General features: G+C 51.2%; 15 protein-coding genes. 13 read left to right on the forward strand and 2 right to left on the reverse strand.

The window, feature by feature from the left end:
• Positions 1-15: 15 nt before the first annotated feature.
• The 10 genes from P40081_RS09985 to P40081_RS10030 all read left to right on the forward strand — a co-directional run bounded on the left by P40081_RS09985 (position 16) and on the right by P40081_RS10030 (position 13,149).
• Positions 16-702, forward strand: coding sequence for a response regulator transcription factor (locus P40081_RS09985; RefSeq protein ID WP_042135165.1), 687 nt, complete (start codon positions 16-18; stop codon positions 700-702).
• Position 703: 1 nt separating this feature from the next.
• Positions 704-2,149: a sensor histidine kinase gene (locus tag P40081_RS09990; RefSeq protein ID WP_042135166.1), complete on the forward strand. Its 1,446-nt coding sequence runs from the start codon at positions 704-706 to the stop codon at positions 2,147-2,149.
• Between the two features lie 56 nt (positions 2,150-2,205).
• On the forward strand, positions 2,206-3,162 hold the full coding sequence (locus tag P40081_RS09995; RefSeq protein WP_042135168.1) for a 4-hydroxy-3-methylbut-2-enyl diphosphate reductase: 957 nt from the start codon (positions 2,206-2,208) through the stop codon (positions 3,160-3,162).
• A 247-nt stretch (positions 3,163-3,409) separates the two neighbouring features.
• Complete coding sequence (gene aroF / locus P40081_RS10000) at positions 3,410-4,456, forward strand: 3-deoxy-7-phosphoheptulonate synthase (protein WP_039303367.1); 1,047 nt, start codon at positions 3,410-3,412, stop codon at positions 4,454-4,456.
• 283 nt (positions 4,457-4,739) lie between these two features.
• Positions 4,740-6,164, forward strand: coding sequence for a type I glutamate--ammonia ligase (gene glnA, locus P40081_RS10005; protein WP_042135170.1), 1,425 nt, complete (start codon positions 4,740-4,742; stop codon positions 6,162-6,164).
• 863 nt (positions 6,165-7,027) lie between these two features.
• Positions 7,028-9,772 carry a GH36-type glycosyl hydrolase domain-containing protein gene (locus P40081_RS10010; RefSeq protein ID WP_042135172.1) on the forward strand — a complete coding sequence of 915 codons (2,745 nt, stop codon included), beginning with the start codon at positions 7,028-7,030 and terminating at the stop codon, positions 9,770-9,772.
• Positions 9,773-10,013: 241 nt separating this feature from the next.
• Positions 10,014-10,898 carry a hypothetical protein gene (locus P40081_RS10015; protein ID WP_042135173.1) on the forward strand — a complete coding sequence of 295 codons (885 nt, stop codon included), beginning with the start codon at positions 10,014-10,016 and terminating at the stop codon, positions 10,896-10,898.
• Positions 10,899-11,004: 106 nt separating this feature from the next.
• Positions 11,005-12,096, forward strand: a complete 1,092-nt coding sequence (gene serC / locus P40081_RS10020) for a 3-phosphoserine/phosphohydroxythreonine transaminase (protein ID WP_042140917.1) — start codon at positions 11,005-11,007, stop codon at positions 12,094-12,096.
• Positions 12,097-12,255: 159 nt separating this feature from the next.
• Positions 12,256-12,720: a tRNA (uridine(34)/cytosine(34)/5-carboxymethylaminomethyluridine(34)-2'-O)-methyltransferase TrmL gene (gene trmL, locus P40081_RS10025; RefSeq protein WP_039303379.1), complete on the forward strand. Its 465-nt coding sequence runs from the start codon at positions 12,256-12,258 to the stop codon at positions 12,718-12,720.
• Positions 12,721-12,894: 174 nt separating this feature from the next.
• Positions 12,895-13,149 (forward strand): AbrB/MazE/SpoVT family DNA-binding domain-containing protein, encoded by a 255-nt coding sequence (locus P40081_RS10030; protein ID WP_039303382.1) that lies wholly within the window; start codon positions 12,895-12,897, stop codon positions 13,147-13,149.
• A gap of 358 nt (positions 13,150-13,507) precedes the next feature.
• Here the strand turns inward: P40081_RS10030 and P40081_RS10035 are convergent, their stop codons facing one another.
• Entirely contained in the window at positions 13,508-14,575 is a 1,068-nt protein-coding gene (locus P40081_RS10035) for a phosphodiester glycosidase family protein (protein WP_042135176.1), read from the reverse strand.
• Positions 14,572-14,979 carry a hypothetical protein gene (locus P40081_RS10040; protein ID WP_039303387.1) on the reverse strand — a complete coding sequence of 136 codons (408 nt, stop codon included), beginning with the start codon at positions 14,977-14,979 and terminating at the stop codon, positions 14,572-14,574. The genes P40081_RS10035 and P40081_RS10040 overlap by 4 nt, the downstream gene beginning before the upstream one ends.
• A gap of 277 nt (positions 14,980-15,256) precedes the next feature.
• Here P40081_RS10040 and P40081_RS10045 point away from each other — a divergent pair, with 277 nt between their 5' ends.
• From P40081_RS10045 to P40081_RS10055, 3 genes are all read left to right on the forward strand, one after another.
• On the forward strand, positions 15,257-15,913 hold the full coding sequence (locus tag P40081_RS10045; RefSeq protein WP_042135178.1) for a response regulator transcription factor: 657 nt from the start codon (positions 15,257-15,259) through the stop codon (positions 15,911-15,913).
• Between the two features lie 67 nt (positions 15,914-15,980).
• A complete protein-coding gene (locus P40081_RS10050) occupies positions 15,981-17,198 on the forward strand; it encodes an aminotransferase-like domain-containing protein (RefSeq protein WP_042135181.1) in 1,218 nt (405 codons plus the stop codon).
• Between the two features lie 259 nt (positions 17,199-17,457).
• Positions 17,458-17,994, forward strand: coding sequence for a hypothetical protein (locus P40081_RS10055; RefSeq protein WP_042135182.1), 537 nt, complete (start codon positions 17,458-17,460; stop codon positions 17,992-17,994).
• Position 17,995 lies beyond the last annotated feature (1 nt).

The raw sequence follows: 17,995 nt of genomic DNA on the forward strand, positions 1-17,995 counted from the left end.
AATGGGGGCTGCTTGATGCGACCGAATATTTTAATTATTGATGACGATGAGAAAATTATATCCATGCTGCGCCGCGGGCTTGCCTTTGAAGGGTATGATGTCAAAACAGCCGCTAACGGGGCAGATGGGCTGCGTGCTGTTCTGAACAGTGATCCGGATGTGGTTATCCTGGATGTAATGATGCCGCAAGTGGACGGGTTCGAGGTCTGCCGCCGTCTGCGTGAGGGCGGAAGCAGTGTTCCGGTACTTATGCTGACGGCCAAGGATGAGATTGAACACCGGGTCAAAGGGCTCGATCTGGGTGCGGACGATTACCTGGTGAAGCCGTTTGCTCTGGAGGAGCTGCTTGCCCGGGTACGGGCACTGCTCCGGCGCAAAAGTGAGCAGGGCGGAGGCTCGGATCAGGCGGTTTCCTATGAGGATATCACACTGGATGTAGATTCGCGTGAAGTGACGCGTGCAGGCAAACGTCTGGAGCTGACGGCGAAGGAATTTGAACTGCTGCATCTTTTCATGCAGAACCCGAAGCGGGTGCTGTCCCGTGATCTGATTATGGATAAGATCTGGGGTTACGATTACAGCGGTGAATCCAACGTGCTGGAGGTATACATCGCAATGCTGCGCCAGAAGACGGAAGAGCATGGCGGCAAAAGGCTGATTCAAACGATCCGGGGAGCCGGCTACATCCTAAGAGGTGACTAATATGTCTATACGTTTGCGGCTGACTGCCTGGTATTCAGGGATTCTGGCCATTATGCTGCTGGCTTTGTCTGCTGCAATTTACGGGTTTGTATATTTTTACAGCTATGGTGACATCAAAGACCGGCTTAAAGAGCAGTCAAACAAAGTTGTTCTGGGACAGGCGTGGAGCGACGGAAAGCTGAAGCTTGTGATTGGCGGTCCGGAAGGGCAGAATCTGTTCGCACAAATGTATATATACGACTTGGAACGATTATTTACCAATGACAATATGGAGAATATCGAGCTTAAGTTTAAAATCCCCGACCAGACTGCAGTTAAGAATCAGCAAGGGTTTATAAAAGCGAGCTATGAGGGCAATCCCTTTCTGATCTATCAGATATCAACTGATGTGAGTACGACCGATGGAATGCTTCCTGCTGTACTTCAAGTTGCTGTATATACGGGAGAACAGGACCGGCTGCTGCTGACACTGAAGAATATCCTGCTGGTAGGCTCCTTTGCCACATTGTTTGCAGCCTTTACGTTCGGCTTATTCCTGGCCCGCAAAGCAATGAGTCCGATCGGCAAGGTCATTGAAGCTGCGAACGGGATACAGACGGGAACTGACCTCAGCTCGCGGATCGTATATGACGGTCCGCAGGATGAGATCGGGCGGCTGATTGAGACGGTGAACAGTATGCTCGGGCGGATGGAAGGCTTCTATACGGGGCTGGAGGAGGCCTATGCCACGCAGCGCCGCTTCGTCTCGGATGCTTCGCATGAGCTGCGGACACCGCTTACAACGATTCGCGGAAATATTGATCTGCTGGAGAAGATATGGGAGATGGAACCGGATGACAGCCGGATGACCGAGGCGGAAATCCGCCAGCTCTCCATTGAATCGGTGAAGGATATTGCCGATGAATCCAAGCGTATGAGCCGGCTGGTGGCGGATATGCTCTCTCTGGCCAGAGCGGATACAGGCCGGACCTTTGATATAGAGCCGGTAGCGCTGGAGCCGATGATGACCGAAGTAGCACGCCGTGCTTCCTTCCTGCCGCGTCAGGCGGAGTGGTCTGTGGGCGAAATGGGCCAGTTGAACGGCAAATATATTCTTGGCAACAAGGACTATCTGCAGCAGATGCTGTTCATCTTCATTGATAATGCTTTTAAATACACGCCTGCGGGTGAGGTTACGCTGGATGCCGTCTTTTATCAGAACCAGGTGGGAATCCGTATCTCGGATACCGGAATCGGGATGGACAAAGACGAAGTGCCGCATATCTTTGACCGTTTCTACCGTGCGGATGAATCCAGAGGAATTACCGAAGGGATCGGTCTGGGACTGTCCATCGCCAAATGGATAATTGATGAGCACGGCGGTTCTGTAGAGGTGGTCACACGGCAGGGGGAAGGGACGACTTTTGTGATCTGGATGCCGCTTCTCTTTGCCCCGCCGCTGGAATAGGGTATAATTAAACGGTTCCTATTACAGCAGTCATTGACAGCAGAAAGCGGTGAATCATGGAAGTCATCAAAATTTCTCCCCGGGGCTATTGCTACGGCGTCGTCGATGCTATGGTAATGGCACGGCAGGCCGCACAAAATCTTGATTTGCCACGGCCGATTTATATATTGGGCATGATTGTGCATAACAGCCATGTCACGAACTCCTTTGAGGATGACGGAATCATTACGCTGGACGGGCATAACCGTCTGGATATTTTGGATAAAATAGAAAGCGGGACGGTTATTTTCACTGCTCATGGTGTGTCGCCCGAGGTACGCAAGATAGCACGGGCCAAAGGGTTAACCACAGTCGATGCCACTTGTCCCGATGTAACAAAGACTCATGACCTCATCAAGGAAAAGGTTGAAGAGGGCTACGAGGTTATCTACATCGGCAAGAAAGGTCATCCTGAGCCGGAAGGTGCGGTGGGGATTGCCCCTGAACATGTCCATCTGATTGAGAAGGAAGATGAAATTGCCGGTCTCTCGGTCCCTTCCTCGCGTATTGTAATTACGAATCAGACCACCATGAGCCAGTGGGATATTAAGCATATTATGAAAAAACTGCTGGAGACCTTCCCGGGAGCCGAGGTCCATAATGAGATCTGTATGGCGACCCAGGTCCGCCAGGAAGCGGTAGCGGAGCAGGCAGGCCAGTGTGAGCTGGTCATTGTTGTCGGTGATCCGCGCAGTAATAACTCTAACCGTCTGGCACAGGTGTCGGAGGAAATTGCCGGCGTACCGGCTCACCGGATCTCAGATGTATCTGAGCTGAATAGGGATTGGCTGAAGGGGATTACCAAGGTGGGAGTAACCTCAGGTGCGTCTACGCCAACACCGATTACCAAGGAAGTTATCAATTATCTGGAGCAGTATGACGAAGCAAATCCTGCGACCTGGGAGATCATACGCACCGTGAATATGGCGAAGCTTCTACCGCCTGTGAAGAACAAGAGTGCGAGTGCTACCTGACTTGATAGCAAAAATGAACTTATAGAATAGGTATAGCGGCAGTGCGGCCTGTATTCAGGTGTGCTGCCGTTTTTTTCGTCCCAAAGCGGTTTTGTTATATATAGCCTATTGGGGTTGACTGGAACAGAAACTTGCGGTAAAATCACTTTAGTGCTTAAAAGCGTACACGCGTCGTAGCGAGATAGTATTAAATTTGATTGATTATACCCGTTTATAAGAATAAGTGTCCAAAAAGGGGAGCTATAATATGATCGTTATTACATCCAACCAAACACCGCAGGATCAGGTAAATGATATTATTGCCGTAATTGAAAAAGAAGGCTTGCAGGTACATCTCTCAAGGGGAGCAGATCATACCGTAATCGGTCTTGTCGGCGGCGTGACCCCGAAGCTGGCCGAGCATCTGCGCCAGATGAAGGGCGTCGAGAACGTCGTGAAGATTACCAAGTCTTATAAGCTGGCAAGCCGTGATTTCCATCCGGAGGATACGGTTATCGATATCCGCGGGGTGAAGATCGGCGGAGAGAATCTCGTCATTATGGGCGGCCCTTGTGCCGTGGAATCCCCGGAGCAGATTGATGAAATCGCACGGCTGGTTAAAGCTTCCGGCGGCCAGGTGCTGCGCGGCGGTGCTTTCAAGCCGCGTACCGGACCTTACAGCTTCCAGGGTGTAGGCGTGGAAGGTCTTACGATGATGGCCGAAGCCGGCAAGCGCCACGGCCTGCTGACCATCACGGAAGTGATGACGCCGGAGTATGTGGATATCTGTGCGGAGCATGCGGATATTCTGCAGGTAGGCACACGTAACATGCAGAACTTTGACCTGCTGCGCAAGCTGGGAACCTGCGGGCGTCCCGTCCTGCTGAAACGCGGTTTCAGTGCGACTTACGATGAGCTGCTGAACGCAGCGGAATACATTCTCGCCGGGGGCAACCGTGATGTTATGTTATGTGAGCGCGGAATCCGGACTTTTGAGACCTACACACGCAATACGCTGGATCTCTCAGCTATTCCTGTGCTGCAGAACCTCAGCCATCTGCCGGTGATTTCCGATCCAAGCCATGGCACCGGACGCCGTGAGCTGGTTGCGCCTATGGCCAAGGCTTCGGTTGCTGCGGGAGCCAATGGTCTGATCATCGAGATGCATACCGACCCTGATAATTCCATGACAGGTGACGGTGTGCAGTCTCTGTTCCCGGAACAGTTCGACAGCCTGCTTAGAGATCTTGAGAAGCTGGCGCCGCTTGTCGGACGCAAGTTCTCTCCTTCACTGGAAGCAGCCCCGGTAGTTTAAATTTCTGAGTGCGAAATTAGCTTCTTACAGGCTCTCTTCTCCCGCTTTGGGCGGAGGAAGGGGGCTATTTTTATTGAATATAGGACAAAGGTGACATGGGAATCGGATGAAGGGAGTTTTTTCACCAAAGCGTCAGAATATCTTACATTGTCGTAAGAAATACCTGACATAAGCATTGACGATGTTAGGTTTGAGATTTATAATGACGACAGCAAAAAAATAAAAACAAGAACATTTGATACTGTGAGCGGCCTAATGTTCGGAACTTGGGGAGGAATAAAGCATGTCGGTTGAAAAAGTATTGCAGACGATCAAGGAGAACAATATCGAATGGGTGGATTTCCGGTTTGTAGATTTGGGTGGACGTGCTCACCACATCTCACTGCCAGCATCCGCAGTTGAAGAAGAAACATTTGAGAATGGTGTAGCATTTGATGGTTCTTCCATTACAGGGTTCCGGGGTATTGAAGAGTCGGACATGGTAATGATGCCTGATCCAAGCACTACATACATCGATCCTTTTACAGCTCACCCAACGCTTAACATCATGTGTGATATTTTCACACCGGATGGCGAACGTTACGAGCGTGACCCGCGCGGTATCGCTGTGAAGGCTGAAGAGTTCCTGCAATCCAGCGGTGTAGGTACAGCGGCATTCTTCGCACCTGAGTCTGAATTCTTCATCTTCGACGATGTTCGTTATGAGAGCGGAATGAACAGCTCTTCCTACTTCGTTGATTCCGAAGAAGCAGCTTGGAACACTGGCCGTAAAGACGAAGGCGGCAACCTGGCATTCAAAGTTGGCGTTAAAGGCGGATACGTGCCTGTAGCTCCAGTGGATTCCCAACAGGATATCCGCAGTGAAATGTGCCGTTTGCTTGCTGAAGCAGGCCTGGAAATCGAACGCCATCACCATGAAGTGGCGACTGCAGGGCAGGCGGAAATCAACTTCCGTTTTGACACCCTCAAGAAAACAGCTGATAATCTCCTGACTTACAAATACATTGTGCAGAACACTGCACGCCAATACGGCAAGGTAGCAACCTTCATGCCAAAACCGCTGTTCGGTGATAACGGTAGCGGTATGCACGTTCACCAGTCGATCTTCAACGGCAGCGAGCCATTGTTCTACGAAAAAGGCTCTTATGCTAACCTGAGTGAATTGGCTCTGCACTACATCGGCGGTATCCTGTATCATGCTCCTGCATTGATCGCGCTGACTAACCCAAGCACCAATTCGTTCAAACGTCTGGTTCCTGGTTATGAAGCACCAGTTAACCTGGTTTACTCCAAGGGTAACCGTTCCGCTGCTGTCCGTATCCCGGTAGCTGCTGTAACACCTAAGGGCTGTCGTATCGAATTCCGTACACCTGACTCCACGGCTAACCCTTACCTGGCATTCTCCGCAATGCTGATGGCGGGTCTGGACGGAATCAAGAAGAAGATCAACCCTGAAGAAATGGGTTACGGTCCACTGGACAAGAACATCTACGAATTGTCTGATGCTGACAAAGAGAAGATCCGCAGCGTACCAGGTACACTGGACGAAGCACTTGACGCTCTGGAAGCTGACTACGAATTCCTTACAGAAGGCGGCGTATTCACTAAGGACTTCATCGATAACTACATCGCTCTGAAGCGTTCCGAAGCTCAAGCCGTTGCGATTCGTGTTCATCCGCATGAATACTCCCTGTACTTTGATGTATAAGATAAGTTAACTTGAATAGAGCTTGATGAAGAAGCCTCCGGGATCATTGGATTCCGGGGGCTTTTTCTGTTGTGTTCTGGATACCAAAGCTGTACCTGTCCCGCCTACCATTTGTGCCGAGCTATTCTGTATCTATACGGGGAAGTAACTGGTATGGCCACAAATGATTGTAGGATAGCGGCATTGCGGAAACAGGGCGGTTGCAAAGGCGGGTTGCTGCAAAAACTGGGTTGCTGATCGGGCCGGGGCGGAGGATCATCAATGAACTAACGCGGACTGAGAGGACGCTATTTCGTCAAAAAGCCACCTAACGGGGCCCAAACGGACAGAGATTCCGTTATGTTGTTCATTCGTGACTGAAAGGAGGAGGAGATGCTAATTTAAGCGAATCTGAGTCCGTTTGACCGTGAATCCCCCGGATTTGTTCAAATAACGGATTCTCATTCCAGCTCACTAACTTAGGGAGCGTGGAGATCCCAGTCCGGCATGGTCTTATGAGTGGTCGTGATTTCGTGATTTTTCGTGTTATTTAATAGAATATATCCTATAAAATCTCAACTAGATTATATATAGCGCTTACATTTTGTATGTATTTTAGATGTGTAAAATTTCAGGCGTGTTTGTACTATGTTTAAGTCAGATTTATATAATATATAAGACCGATAACGAAAGTGGTTTCGTGAATAGTGGGATTCAAATAAAGGCTGTAATATCAGCTTTTATGGTAACAATTTTGCACATCAAAGAACATGAAAAAAACCTTTACAAAGATTTATAACGATGCAATAATGAAAAACGAAACCGATTTCGGAAAGTTCCATTAAAATGCAATCTATCTTTGTAGTAGAGAGAGGATGAATACAGTGAATCACGATCACAAGATAAAATCAGGCTGGAGCTTCACCGGCAATAATGGGGATTTCAGACTGGAGCAGCCGGACCGGAGCAGTTTTTTATATTTTCCGCTGGTGAATGAGGGGGGCATGATGTCCTCGGTCAGCCCGAAGCTGCATGGTCAGGTGACTTCAGGTCATAATACATTCCTTACTCCGCCGCTCTCTGTGGAGGATCTGCATAATTCCCGCGCTTCCCGCAATTTCTGGGTATATATCGAAGGACAAGGCGCATGGTCAGCTACGGGAGACTCCGCCCGGCAGAATGCCGCAGTATATGGCGAGGGTGCTGATGAATCTCTGCTGGAAGCCGGACTGTTATGGCATAAAGTGACCCGGGGCAATAAGGAGCTGGGGGTAGGAGCACAGATCACGAGCTTCGTACCCTGCGGCAATGACAAAGTAGAGCTGATGAAGGTTGTGCTGACAAACAGCGGCACGAAGGAGCTCACGCTGACTCCAACGGCTGCCATTCCGCTGTATGCGCGTTCTGCAGATGATCTGCGGGATCACCGTCATGTTACTTCGCTGCTGAACCGGACTTATACTTCCGCTTACGGAGTGGAGGTACAGCCGGCACTTTCCTTCGACGAACGCGGACACCGGGTGAATCATACCTCTTACGGGGTATTTGGTGCTGCGGAAGGCGGAGCACAGCCGGTTGGCTTCTTCCCGGTGCAGGAGGAGTTCATCGGTGAAGGCGGAAGCCTGGACTGGCCGGAAGCGGTGGTGCGCAATCTGGCTCCGGAGATTGGTGAAGGGGGCGGAATACACAAGGAAGGGTATGAAGCGCTTGGCGGACTGCGTTTTGCCGAGATTACACTAGCTCCAGGACAGAGCCATTCCTATGTAGTTGTACTTGCGATTGAGAATGACAGAATCGGCGTGCCGGCTTTGATGGCCAAGTATGGCTCAATCGCTGCTTTTGATGCGCTACTGGAGGAGAATAAGACCTTCTGGGCAGAAAAAGTGAATACGGTAGAGTTCCATACGGGAGATCATGCTGCTGATGAATGGATGAAATGGGTTACTCTGCAGCCCGTGCTGCGCAGACTGTACGGCAACTCCTTCCTGCCTTATCATGACTATGGAAGGGGCGGCCGCGGCTGGCGTGATCTCTGGCAGGACTGTCTCGCTCTGCTGATCATGGAGCCTGCTGATGTGCGCAGCCTGCTGCTGAACAATTATGCCGGTGTCAGAATCGACGGCAGTAATGCAACGATCATCGGGCAGCAGCCTGGTGAATTCATAGCGGACCGTAATAATATTCCCCGCGTCTGGATGGATCACGGCGCATGGCCGTTCCTTACTACGATGCTGTACCTCGATCAGAGCGGTGATCTCGACTTCCTGCTGCAGGAGCAGTCCTATTTCCGGGATTCCTTCATGAGCCGCTGCAAGGAACGCGATACGTCCTGGGAGCCCGGAGCCGGCAGCAGCCTGCGGACTGCAGCAGGTGAAGTGTATACAGGCACCATTCTGGAACATATCCTGCTGCAGAACCTGGTTCCATTCTTCAATGTGGGTGAGCATAACAATATTCTGCTTGAAGGCGCAGACTGGAATGACGGCCTGGATATGGCCGCCCAGCGGGGTGAGAGTGTAACCTTCACCGCCTTCTATGCCAGCAATCTGCTGGATCTCTCCCGGCTGCTGATCACGCTTAAGGAACGTACCGGGGGAGACACCCTGGAACTCGCGGAAGAAATGAAGCTGCTGCTGGATTCGCTTGGCGAATCTATTGATTATGAATCTATCCCTGCCAAACACGGGCTGCTGGACCGCTACTATGCCGCAGCACCGAATAAGGTTAGCGGAATCCGTGCCCAGCTGAAGCTGGAGCAGGTTGCAGCGGATCTGGCCCGCAAAGCGGAATGGATCTTCGATCACCTGCGCCGCAATGAATGGGTAGAAAGCGGTCATGGCGACGGCTGGTTCAACGGCTATTACAATAATGACGGGGAACGTGTGGAGGGTGAGTTCGCTGAAGGTACCCGTATGACGCTGACCGGGCAGGTCTTCCCGCTGCTGGGTCATGCTGCTGCACCGGAGCAGATTGCAAGCATTGTCTCGGCGGTAGAGCGCAATCTGTTCGATGACAAAATCGGCTACCGGCTGAACAGCAACTTCGGCGGTATTCAGCAGAATCTGGGCCGTGCGTTCGGCTTCGCCTTTGGCCACAAAGAGAATGGAGCCATGTTCAGCCATATGACTGTAATGTACGGCAACGCACTGTATAAACGCGGATTTGTTAAAGAAGGCCGTAAAGTACTCGATTCGCTGTACAGCCTGAGCGCGGACTTTGAAGTCAGCCGGATGTACCCCGGTATCCCGGAATATATCAACGAGCAGGGCAGAGGGATGTATACGTATCTGACCGGTTCGGCAAGCTGGATGCTGCTGACGATGGTCACGGAAGTATTTGGTGTCAAAGGCAAGCTGGGCGATCTGCTGCTGCAGCCGAAGCTGGTTAAAGAACAGTTTGATGCCGAAGGCCGTGCTTCTATCAAAACTATCTTTGCCGGACGCGAGCTGAAAGTCGTCTATACGGCTTCAGGAAGCGCTGAATACGGAGAGTACCAAATACATGCTGTGAAGCTGAACGGGGCTGAGGTAACGCTTCAGCGCGTCTCAGAAGGAGTTGTGATCTCGCGTAGCCTGCTGAGCGCCCTGCCTGAAGGCCAAGTCCATCTGCTGGAGGTTGAACTGGCGTAACGCCGGACGATAGGAATTTAAGACGCCTGCTCTGCCGGTCCGCCGGGAGCGGGCATTTTCATATGAGATGCCCTATAAACGGTGCAGTAGCTGCGGACAAGAGCGTAATTTCAGGAAACCTGCAGGAAATTGCAGCCGGAAGCTTGTGTATTCCCCGTAGTAACGGGTAAGCTTAGAATCCATAGGTTAAGCATAGGTCGATCATAGGCCAAACATAGAAAGTAGAAAGGAAGGGCATTAAGTGGCACATATTCTATCAAACGGAATACTTACAGTGGAGATAGCAGAGCCGGGAGCATATAGCGGCACCCGGTTTGATTGGAGCGGTTTTATTACAGGAGTGACTCTGGAGCAGGGGGGGCATACCTTTTGTGTGCCGGAGAGTCTGGTTCCGGGACAGGGCAGCGGAGGCATAGGCCTGTGCAATGAGTTCGCCATTTCCCGGGCAATCGGCTATGAGGATGCCGCTGGCGGTGAGTGGTTCCCGAAGCCCGGGGTCGGGCTGCTGCAGAAGCAGAGCGATGAAGCATACGATTTTTTCGGGAAGTATCCGCTTATTCCCTTCACCATAAATCAAGAGCTCAGCAGGCATTCGGTCACTTACACCGTCCAGCCGATGGAATGCCGGGGCTACAGTATGCGGCTGACCAAGACGATTACGCTGAATGAGGACCGGCTGGATATTGCCTACGGGATTGAGAATGTAGGGGACAAGCCGCTGCGCATAGAGGAATATATTCATAACTTTGTCGGAATCAACGGCGCGGCTGTCGGGGGGGAATATGAGCTGAGGCTGCCGGGAACACTCCGGATTGCAGCGCCTGAATCCTCATATACTGACAATTTGCTGAGCCTGTCCGGTAACAGTCTTACATGGAAGGAGGCGCCGGACCGTCCCTTCTATTGCCGGCTGGAGGGCTGGGAGAACGCGGCGGCTGATCATTATTGGGAGCTCATCCATAAGCCAAGCGGCGCCGGAATCCGGGAGAGCGGGGATTTCACGGCGGAACGGATCATTCTATGGGGGGAGAAACATGTAATTTCTCCCGAGGTTTTTATTGACATCACCATTTTACCGCGTCACAGCAAGGGTTGGAAGCGCAGCTATCAATTTTTTGCCTCCTGAAGCCTGTCTAGCTTACCTCCTATGTGAATAATTATACTTGCTGCTGTTTAATGTTATCTGCTATCATAGCGATATCCATATTCATAGGAGAGAAAGGGTGGGAGTAATTTTGAGCAAGAGAGCATACAATTTTAATGCCGGGCCGGCGGCACTGCCGCTTACAGTATTGGAACGTGCACAAGCGGAGTTTGTTGAATTCCGGGAGAGCGGAATGTCTATTATGGAGATGTCGCACCGCGGAGCTATATACGAATCCGTGCATAATGAAGCTCAGGAACGCCTGCTTTCACTCCTCGGCAATCCGCAAGGCTACAAGGTATTGTTCATTCAAGGCGGAGCAAGCACACAGTTCGCTATGGTTCCGATGAACTTCATCTCTGCAGGCCAGGTCGGCAGCTATGTCATGACAGGAAGCTGGGCTGACAAGGCCCTGAAGGAAGCCAAGCTGACAGGCGGCGGGCATGTTGCCGCATCCTCAGAGGATAAGAAGTTCCTGGCGATTCCGGAGCTTAGCAGCATCAAAGCTGCTGACAATGCCGCATATCTGCATGTTACCTCGAATGAAACGATTGAAGGGACACAATACGCAGAGTATCCGGATGCCGGTTCTATTCCGCTAATCGCAGATATGTCCAGTGACATTCTGAGCCGTTCCTTCGACATCAACAAATTCGGTCTGATCTATGCAGGTGCGCAAAAGAATCTGGGACCTTCAGGCGTCACTGTAGTGATCGCCAAGGAAGAGCTGATTTCCAGTTCTCCTGCGAATATTCCGACGATTCTGCGGTATGATACACATTATAAGAACAACTCTCTCTACAATACGCCGCCATCCTTCTCTGTATATATGGTTAATGAAGTGTTAAAATGGATTGAGGAACAGGGCGGGCTTGCCGGTACCGAAGCCAAAAACCGTGATAAAGCAGGTCTCCTCTATGACTATATCGACGGCAGTGACGGCTTCTACCGCGGAGTTGCGGAAGAAGGCAGCCGTTCCATTATGAATGTAACGTTCCGGATGCAATCGGAGGAGCTGGAGAAGCAGTTCATCAAAGCTTCCGAAGCGGAAGGATTCGTTGGCCTCAAAGGCCACCGCAGCGTTGGCGGCTTGCGTGCCTCCATCTATAATGCGGTTCCTCATGAGAGTGTTAAGGCACTTGCCGATTTCATGAAGCATTTCCAGCAAACTCAAGGTTAATGAAAGAACGCTCCTGACCTTCCGCCTGGCGGTGGAGGGTCTTCTTCTTGCCCGCAGCTCAGGATTTCCGGGCTGCGCCTGTGCCTGGAACCATCATCAAGAATTCATTACAGGGCCAAGTACGTCTTTAGGACCCTACAGAGAGGAAGCATCCGAATTATGGCATTACACATTGTGCTCGTAGAACCGGAAATTCCGGCGAACACAGGCAACATTGCCCGCACCTGTGCGGCTACGGGAACCCACCTCCATCTCGTGCGTCCCCTCGGTTTCCGTACAGATGATGCAACACTGAAACGTGCCGGACTCGATTATTGGCATGCGGTAACCATTGAGTATCATGATTCCTTCAGTGAAGTACTTGAGAAGTATAAGGAGGGCCGTTTCTTCTACGCCACCACAAAGGCGGAGAAGCGTTATACGGATTTCACCTTTCAGGATGGTGACTTCTTTGTGTTCGGCAAGGAAACCAAGGGACTGCCGGCAGATATTCTGGAAGCCGGCAAGGAAACCAGAATGCGCATGCCGATGAGCGAAGCAGTAAGATCGCTTAATTTATCTAATTCTGCAGCGATTATTGTTTATGAAGCACTCCGGCAGATGGATTTCCCGCAACTTTTCTAAAAGTTGACATCAATTTTTATTTTTTTCAGCAGGATTCGACATTTTAGTAACGAAATAGTTAATTAGTGCCGAAATAAGTAGTATAGAAAGTGAACTTAAGAATGAAAGTTCTCATTCTTAAGTTTATCTTAGCAGCTACTAATTATCAGTTGAACAGGAGAGTGTAAGTTAGATATGAAACCTGCTGGCGTTGTACGTAAAGTAGATCAGCTGGGTAGAATTGTTCTGCCTAAGTCCCTGCGTAAAAGGTATTCAATGAATGAAGGCGACCCTGTAGAAATTCTGGTTCAGGGCGATCATATCATTCTGGAGCGTTATCGTCCGAAGTGTGTCTTTTGCGGAGGTATGGAAGGCGTAAGCGAATATAAAGACCGTTATATTTGTGCAAGCTGCCTTTCGGAAATGACTCAATTGCCAAGACACGCGTAAGTGCAAAACAGCATTACTATCTACATAGGAGAAGCGCTGAACGGCGTCCTGTAACAGGCTGCTGATTGGGTAAGGCTTTTCTTCACACCAAAAAGAGCGCCGCACATCAGTGCGGTGCTCCTTTTTTTGTAAACGCTCAGCGGACTCTTATAAGCCCTTGGTCTTGTCGTCGTTGTAGGAAGAAGTAAGGATGCCGGCCAGAAACAGCAGAAAAACCAGGGTCACGATCCAAAAAGTCAGGGAGAACGACATGCTGTGCACCTCCGTTAGTGACTGTTATTCGTTAATCTGATTATACGCTTTCATTCCGCAAAAATAAATGAAAATGTGATTTATGGCATTGACGAACTCCAGCTACTTACTTGAAGAACAGGAAGTTCGTCGGTACACGCCGCAAATTGCCGTCAGAAGGGTTATTGATGACCTTCCCCCGGAAGATCAGCGAGGAAGATCCGCCTCCATCGAGATTGTAGGCATCAATGACGCCAAGGTTATACAGCTTGTCCTGAAGCTCTGCCAGAGTAGCCCCGGAATTGCCGTTCTCGTCATAACCGTCGGCCACCAGAATGAGCAGCTGATCATCCTTGAAGTTGCCGATCACGGTGCGCGGTGCACGCTTAGGAGTGAGTTGCCATTTCTGCGGAATCACAGTCTTGGTGTGATTCTTCAGCAGAACCGGGACGAAGGTGGCGCCAAAAACGGGCTCCAGCTGATCCAGCTGTGCCCGGCTGCTGAACTTGCCGCCGATCAGCTGCCCGGACTTATTCAGGCCGACGAAGCTGAGATCCTTGTAGCTGGGTTCGAAGCCATACAAATACTGGCCGCCGACAATGGTTGTAGACAGCGGATAACGCTTGCCGTTCTGATCGGCGAACCCGCCGGCGTTGATGCCTGCGGATGCACCATAGCGGTTCACGGCCTGCATGGTGGTCTCGGATGCGCCAGTGCCGTCACCGGCCAGACTCATCTTCATGGCGGCAGGATCCTTCAGCCTGATCTTTAACGCGTATGCTTTATAGTTTCCGGGGTTCAGCCGGTACAATTCAATAGTAATCCGGTCACTGGTAATTACATCGGCAGGTATGCCCAGCCGGGAGGTAATCCTGTTATTGTAGATCCGCTCCGGGCGGGAGGTCTGGGCTGCGGCCGTACTGACCAGCGCATTCATGGCGTTCGTGGTCTGCTTGTACAGCAGGGCACTGGCGCTGATCGAATCGATGGTGTAAGACGCATACCTCTTGGCTACGGCCAGATCCTGCTTAAGCTTAGCGGTCTCACTAACAGGGCCGGAGACAGCAGTAAAGGGTCCGGTATCGAGCTTGAGGTCGAGCGGCGGCTGATACAGCCACAGGCAGAGCAGCAGTCCGAAGAGCGGCGCGGTCAGGAGCATGAAGAAGCGGTTTACTCTTTTGACAGGAGTCATCATTTGAGCAGATCCATCTCTTTCTTAAGCGCATCCAGCTGTTTCTTGACCTCGCTTAATTGTGTATACAGTTTGTTGCTGTTGTCCGTCTTGTTGCTGGCGTTATCTTTGGTGAAGGTCAATAATTCATTAAAGGTCTGCACCGTGCTCTGCAGTTCCTTCACCTGTTCGGTCAGGACGGCGATCTTGGATTCGTAATCGGTCTTCAAAACGGTAAGCTGCTGCTGGCTTTGTGATCCAAGCTCGCTCAGCACCTGATCTTTCAGATGGTTCGTGTAGCTGTACACGGCATAAACGCCGAGTGCAATCATCAAAATCCAGAACAGTAGAAACCATTTTACGGAAGGTCCGCTTCTCTCTGCGCTCCGGCGCGAGTGTACCCGGGTCGATTCCGCTAGCGGTTGCATTTCATCACCTCAAGCCATTTTTTTTCAAGTCCCCATTCTATCAGACTTTTACTATTTTCGCAAAAGTGAAAGAGCTTGTGAAAACAAGAAAAAGTAATTGCATCCTGTTAAACTACTGCGATACAATTTCTATAGATTGGAATATCTGAGGGGCGTATTCAAGGTAAAAGTAGGAAGAACAGACAAGACATCATAGTTCCTTGCTTGCGTGTTAACCGGAAACGCTTATCGCGCTTTCCATTCTGGTAAATTATATAGATAGCAGGAGGTCTGGGCATTGATGAAAGTCTGGCGGGTGGTCATCGTGGGATGTCATCCCACAAGTATGTTGGGAACAAAATTGATTCTGGAAGAAGGGGGAGAGCTGGAGGTTGCAGGTATGTATTCCACCTGGAGCGAATGCGTTTCCATGGTGCGCGATACCGGGCCGGACCTGGTACTCAGCGATTATCAAATGCCGGAAGGAACGGTAGAGGATGTTCTGCCAGAGATGAAGAAGAGCTCACAGAGCTCCCATTTTATAATTATGACCGAAGAGAATGATAAAGATATGTTTCAGCCGCTGATTGAGCTTGGGGCCAGCGGAGTGCTGTCCAAAGGGGCGACTCCGAATCAGCTGCTGCAGATGATTAGCGGAATCCGTGAAGGCTTCCTCTCCATTCCGCTCGAATGGATTGAGAAGGGGTTACGTCCGGTGACCTCTTCCAGAGGACTGGATGCTGTAATGCAGCTGACACAGACAGAGATGTTTATTATGGAACGCATTGTGCAAGGAATTACATACGATAAGATCGCCCTGGAGATTGAAGTCAGCCGCCGCTCGATCGATAACTATCTGCGCAAGATTTATGTTAAGCTGGAAGTATCTACGAGGGCACAGGCGATTGAGAAATTCGCCCTATTCTCAAGACAGAACAAGCAAATCTACGCCTGATCCCCGTATAACGACATAATGCCGTCCGGGCTGGAATATTCTTAAACCAGAGTAAAGGGGGGAGCGTATGAAGTATGAATTCTCTGCGCGCGCACATACGTTGTTGTCATCACCACTGCTGAGCATCCGTAAACAGACGCGGCGCGGCACGCTGATCTCGCTGGCGGAAGAGCTGCCGGCGGAGGAGTTATTCCCGTTGCCGCTGCTGTCTGAAGCGGCGTCGACGGTGATATCGGCAGATGCCGGAGCTCTGCAGTACGGCGATCCCGAGGGCTATGGCCCGCTGCGGGAGTGGCTTACCGGAGATTGGCTGGGAGGCAAAGGGGTAAATGTGGCCGAAGGCGGAGTTCTTCTGACAACGGGAAGCCAACAGGCCATCGATTTGCTGGCCAGAGTCTATATAGATCCCGGTGACCGGGTGCTGGTCGAGAATCCGACCTCTCCGGGCATTCTGCAGGCGCTGCGGATGCAGGGTGCCGTGATCATTCCGGTGCAGGGGGATAAGGACGGCCTGCTGCCCGATCATCTGCGCAGCGGAATCCGCCAGCACCGGCCCAAAATGCTGTTTGCCACGCCGAGCTTTACCAATCCGAGCGGTGTGCTGTGGAGCCTTGCACGGCGCAAGGAAATTCTTGAGCTGTGCACCTCGCATAACGTGCTGATTATAGAGGATGATTCTTACGGTGATCTGCATTTCCAGCGATATGATGAGCATCCTTCCCTGAGATACCCTTCCCTCTACGCGCTGGAGAATGTCAGCGAGGGCGGGCATGTGCTGTATATCGGTTCATTCAGCAAAACGGTTGCGCCGGCGCTGCGGACGGGCTGGGCGGCGGGAAGCCGCGAGCTGATCGGGATGATGACCGCTGCGAAGCAGATGGCGGACTGGCAGTCCAGCTCGCTGAACCAGCGGCTGCTGCATCATCTGCTTAGTGTAAGCGCCTTTGATCTGCGGGAGCATATCACCCTGCTGAACCGGGAATACAATACCCGCCTGAAGCTGATGGCCGAGCTTCTGAAACGCCCGGCCTGGAAAAGCAGCGTGTATGATATGCCGGTTGGCGGGATGTTCCTCTGGGTGACGCTGCCGGAGGGGCTGGATGCCATGGCACTGCTGCGTGCCTCATTGGCTAAAGGCGTAGCCTTTCTGCCCGGACCGCTCTGCAGTGTAAGCGGAGGCTCGGACCGGATCCGGCTTAACTTCAGCCACCCCGGCCGGGATGAGCTGCTGCTGGGCATGAATCTGATGAGTGAAGCGGTATCGGAGTTTACGGCGCGGAGCTGAGAGTGACGGGAATAACCGGAGCATGATATAGAAGAAGGATGACTGCTTGCCATGGAATGGCGGGCGGTTGTCCTTCTTTTTTTGAACTGAATTTACAAAGATGTCTTTAGAATCGGAAAAATATGAAACTTATCGTGTTGTAGAAGGAACTATACTTGGGCTGAGTGTCAAATTTATTCCAAACCCAAGGAACCGGAGCTGAAAGAGAATGAAAATAAACAAAACATATAGGTTGGCAGCTTGCATTGCAGTATTGCTAATGGGAGGATGCAGCAGTAATCCGGAACCACCGGATGCGGCTGTACCCACCGAAACCGCTGAAGCCGCAGGACCTGCTGCTGGCAAAGGGGCAACGGGCCTTACGGCTTTAGATACTCCTGTATGTGAGGAACCGGTCAACAAGCTGCACTACAGCCGGAATCAGCTCCAGGAGATCCGGGAAGCGGCGCAAAAAGCAGGCTTGGCGAACGTATATATTCCTGAGATTGGCGGCGGTCCGGATGATTATTTTGAAGAGGCCAAGGTGGACGGAAACCGGTTGACCCTTCATTTCATCCGGATGGCGATTACTGAATCTATGGAGGAGCTGGAGCCTGGGGGCGGAAATAGAATGGTTACCAAGGTGCAGCTGTCCCCGCAATTGGAAGGAAAGTGGATTAGCGAGGAGGAAAGTACGGTGGAATATTTGTATGGTGAAATAGATAACACCCATTTTGAAATCTTCTCAGCCAGAATGTTTGACCGGAAGGATTTTGAGGATGCAGCGAAATCAATGATTCTGCTCCAGCAGAAATAAC

This window comes from Paenibacillus sp. FSL P4-0081, assembly GCF_000758565.1.
Taxonomy (GTDB): Bacteria; Bacillota; Bacilli; order Paenibacillales; family Paenibacillaceae; genus Paenibacillus_AQ; species Paenibacillus_AQ phytohabitans.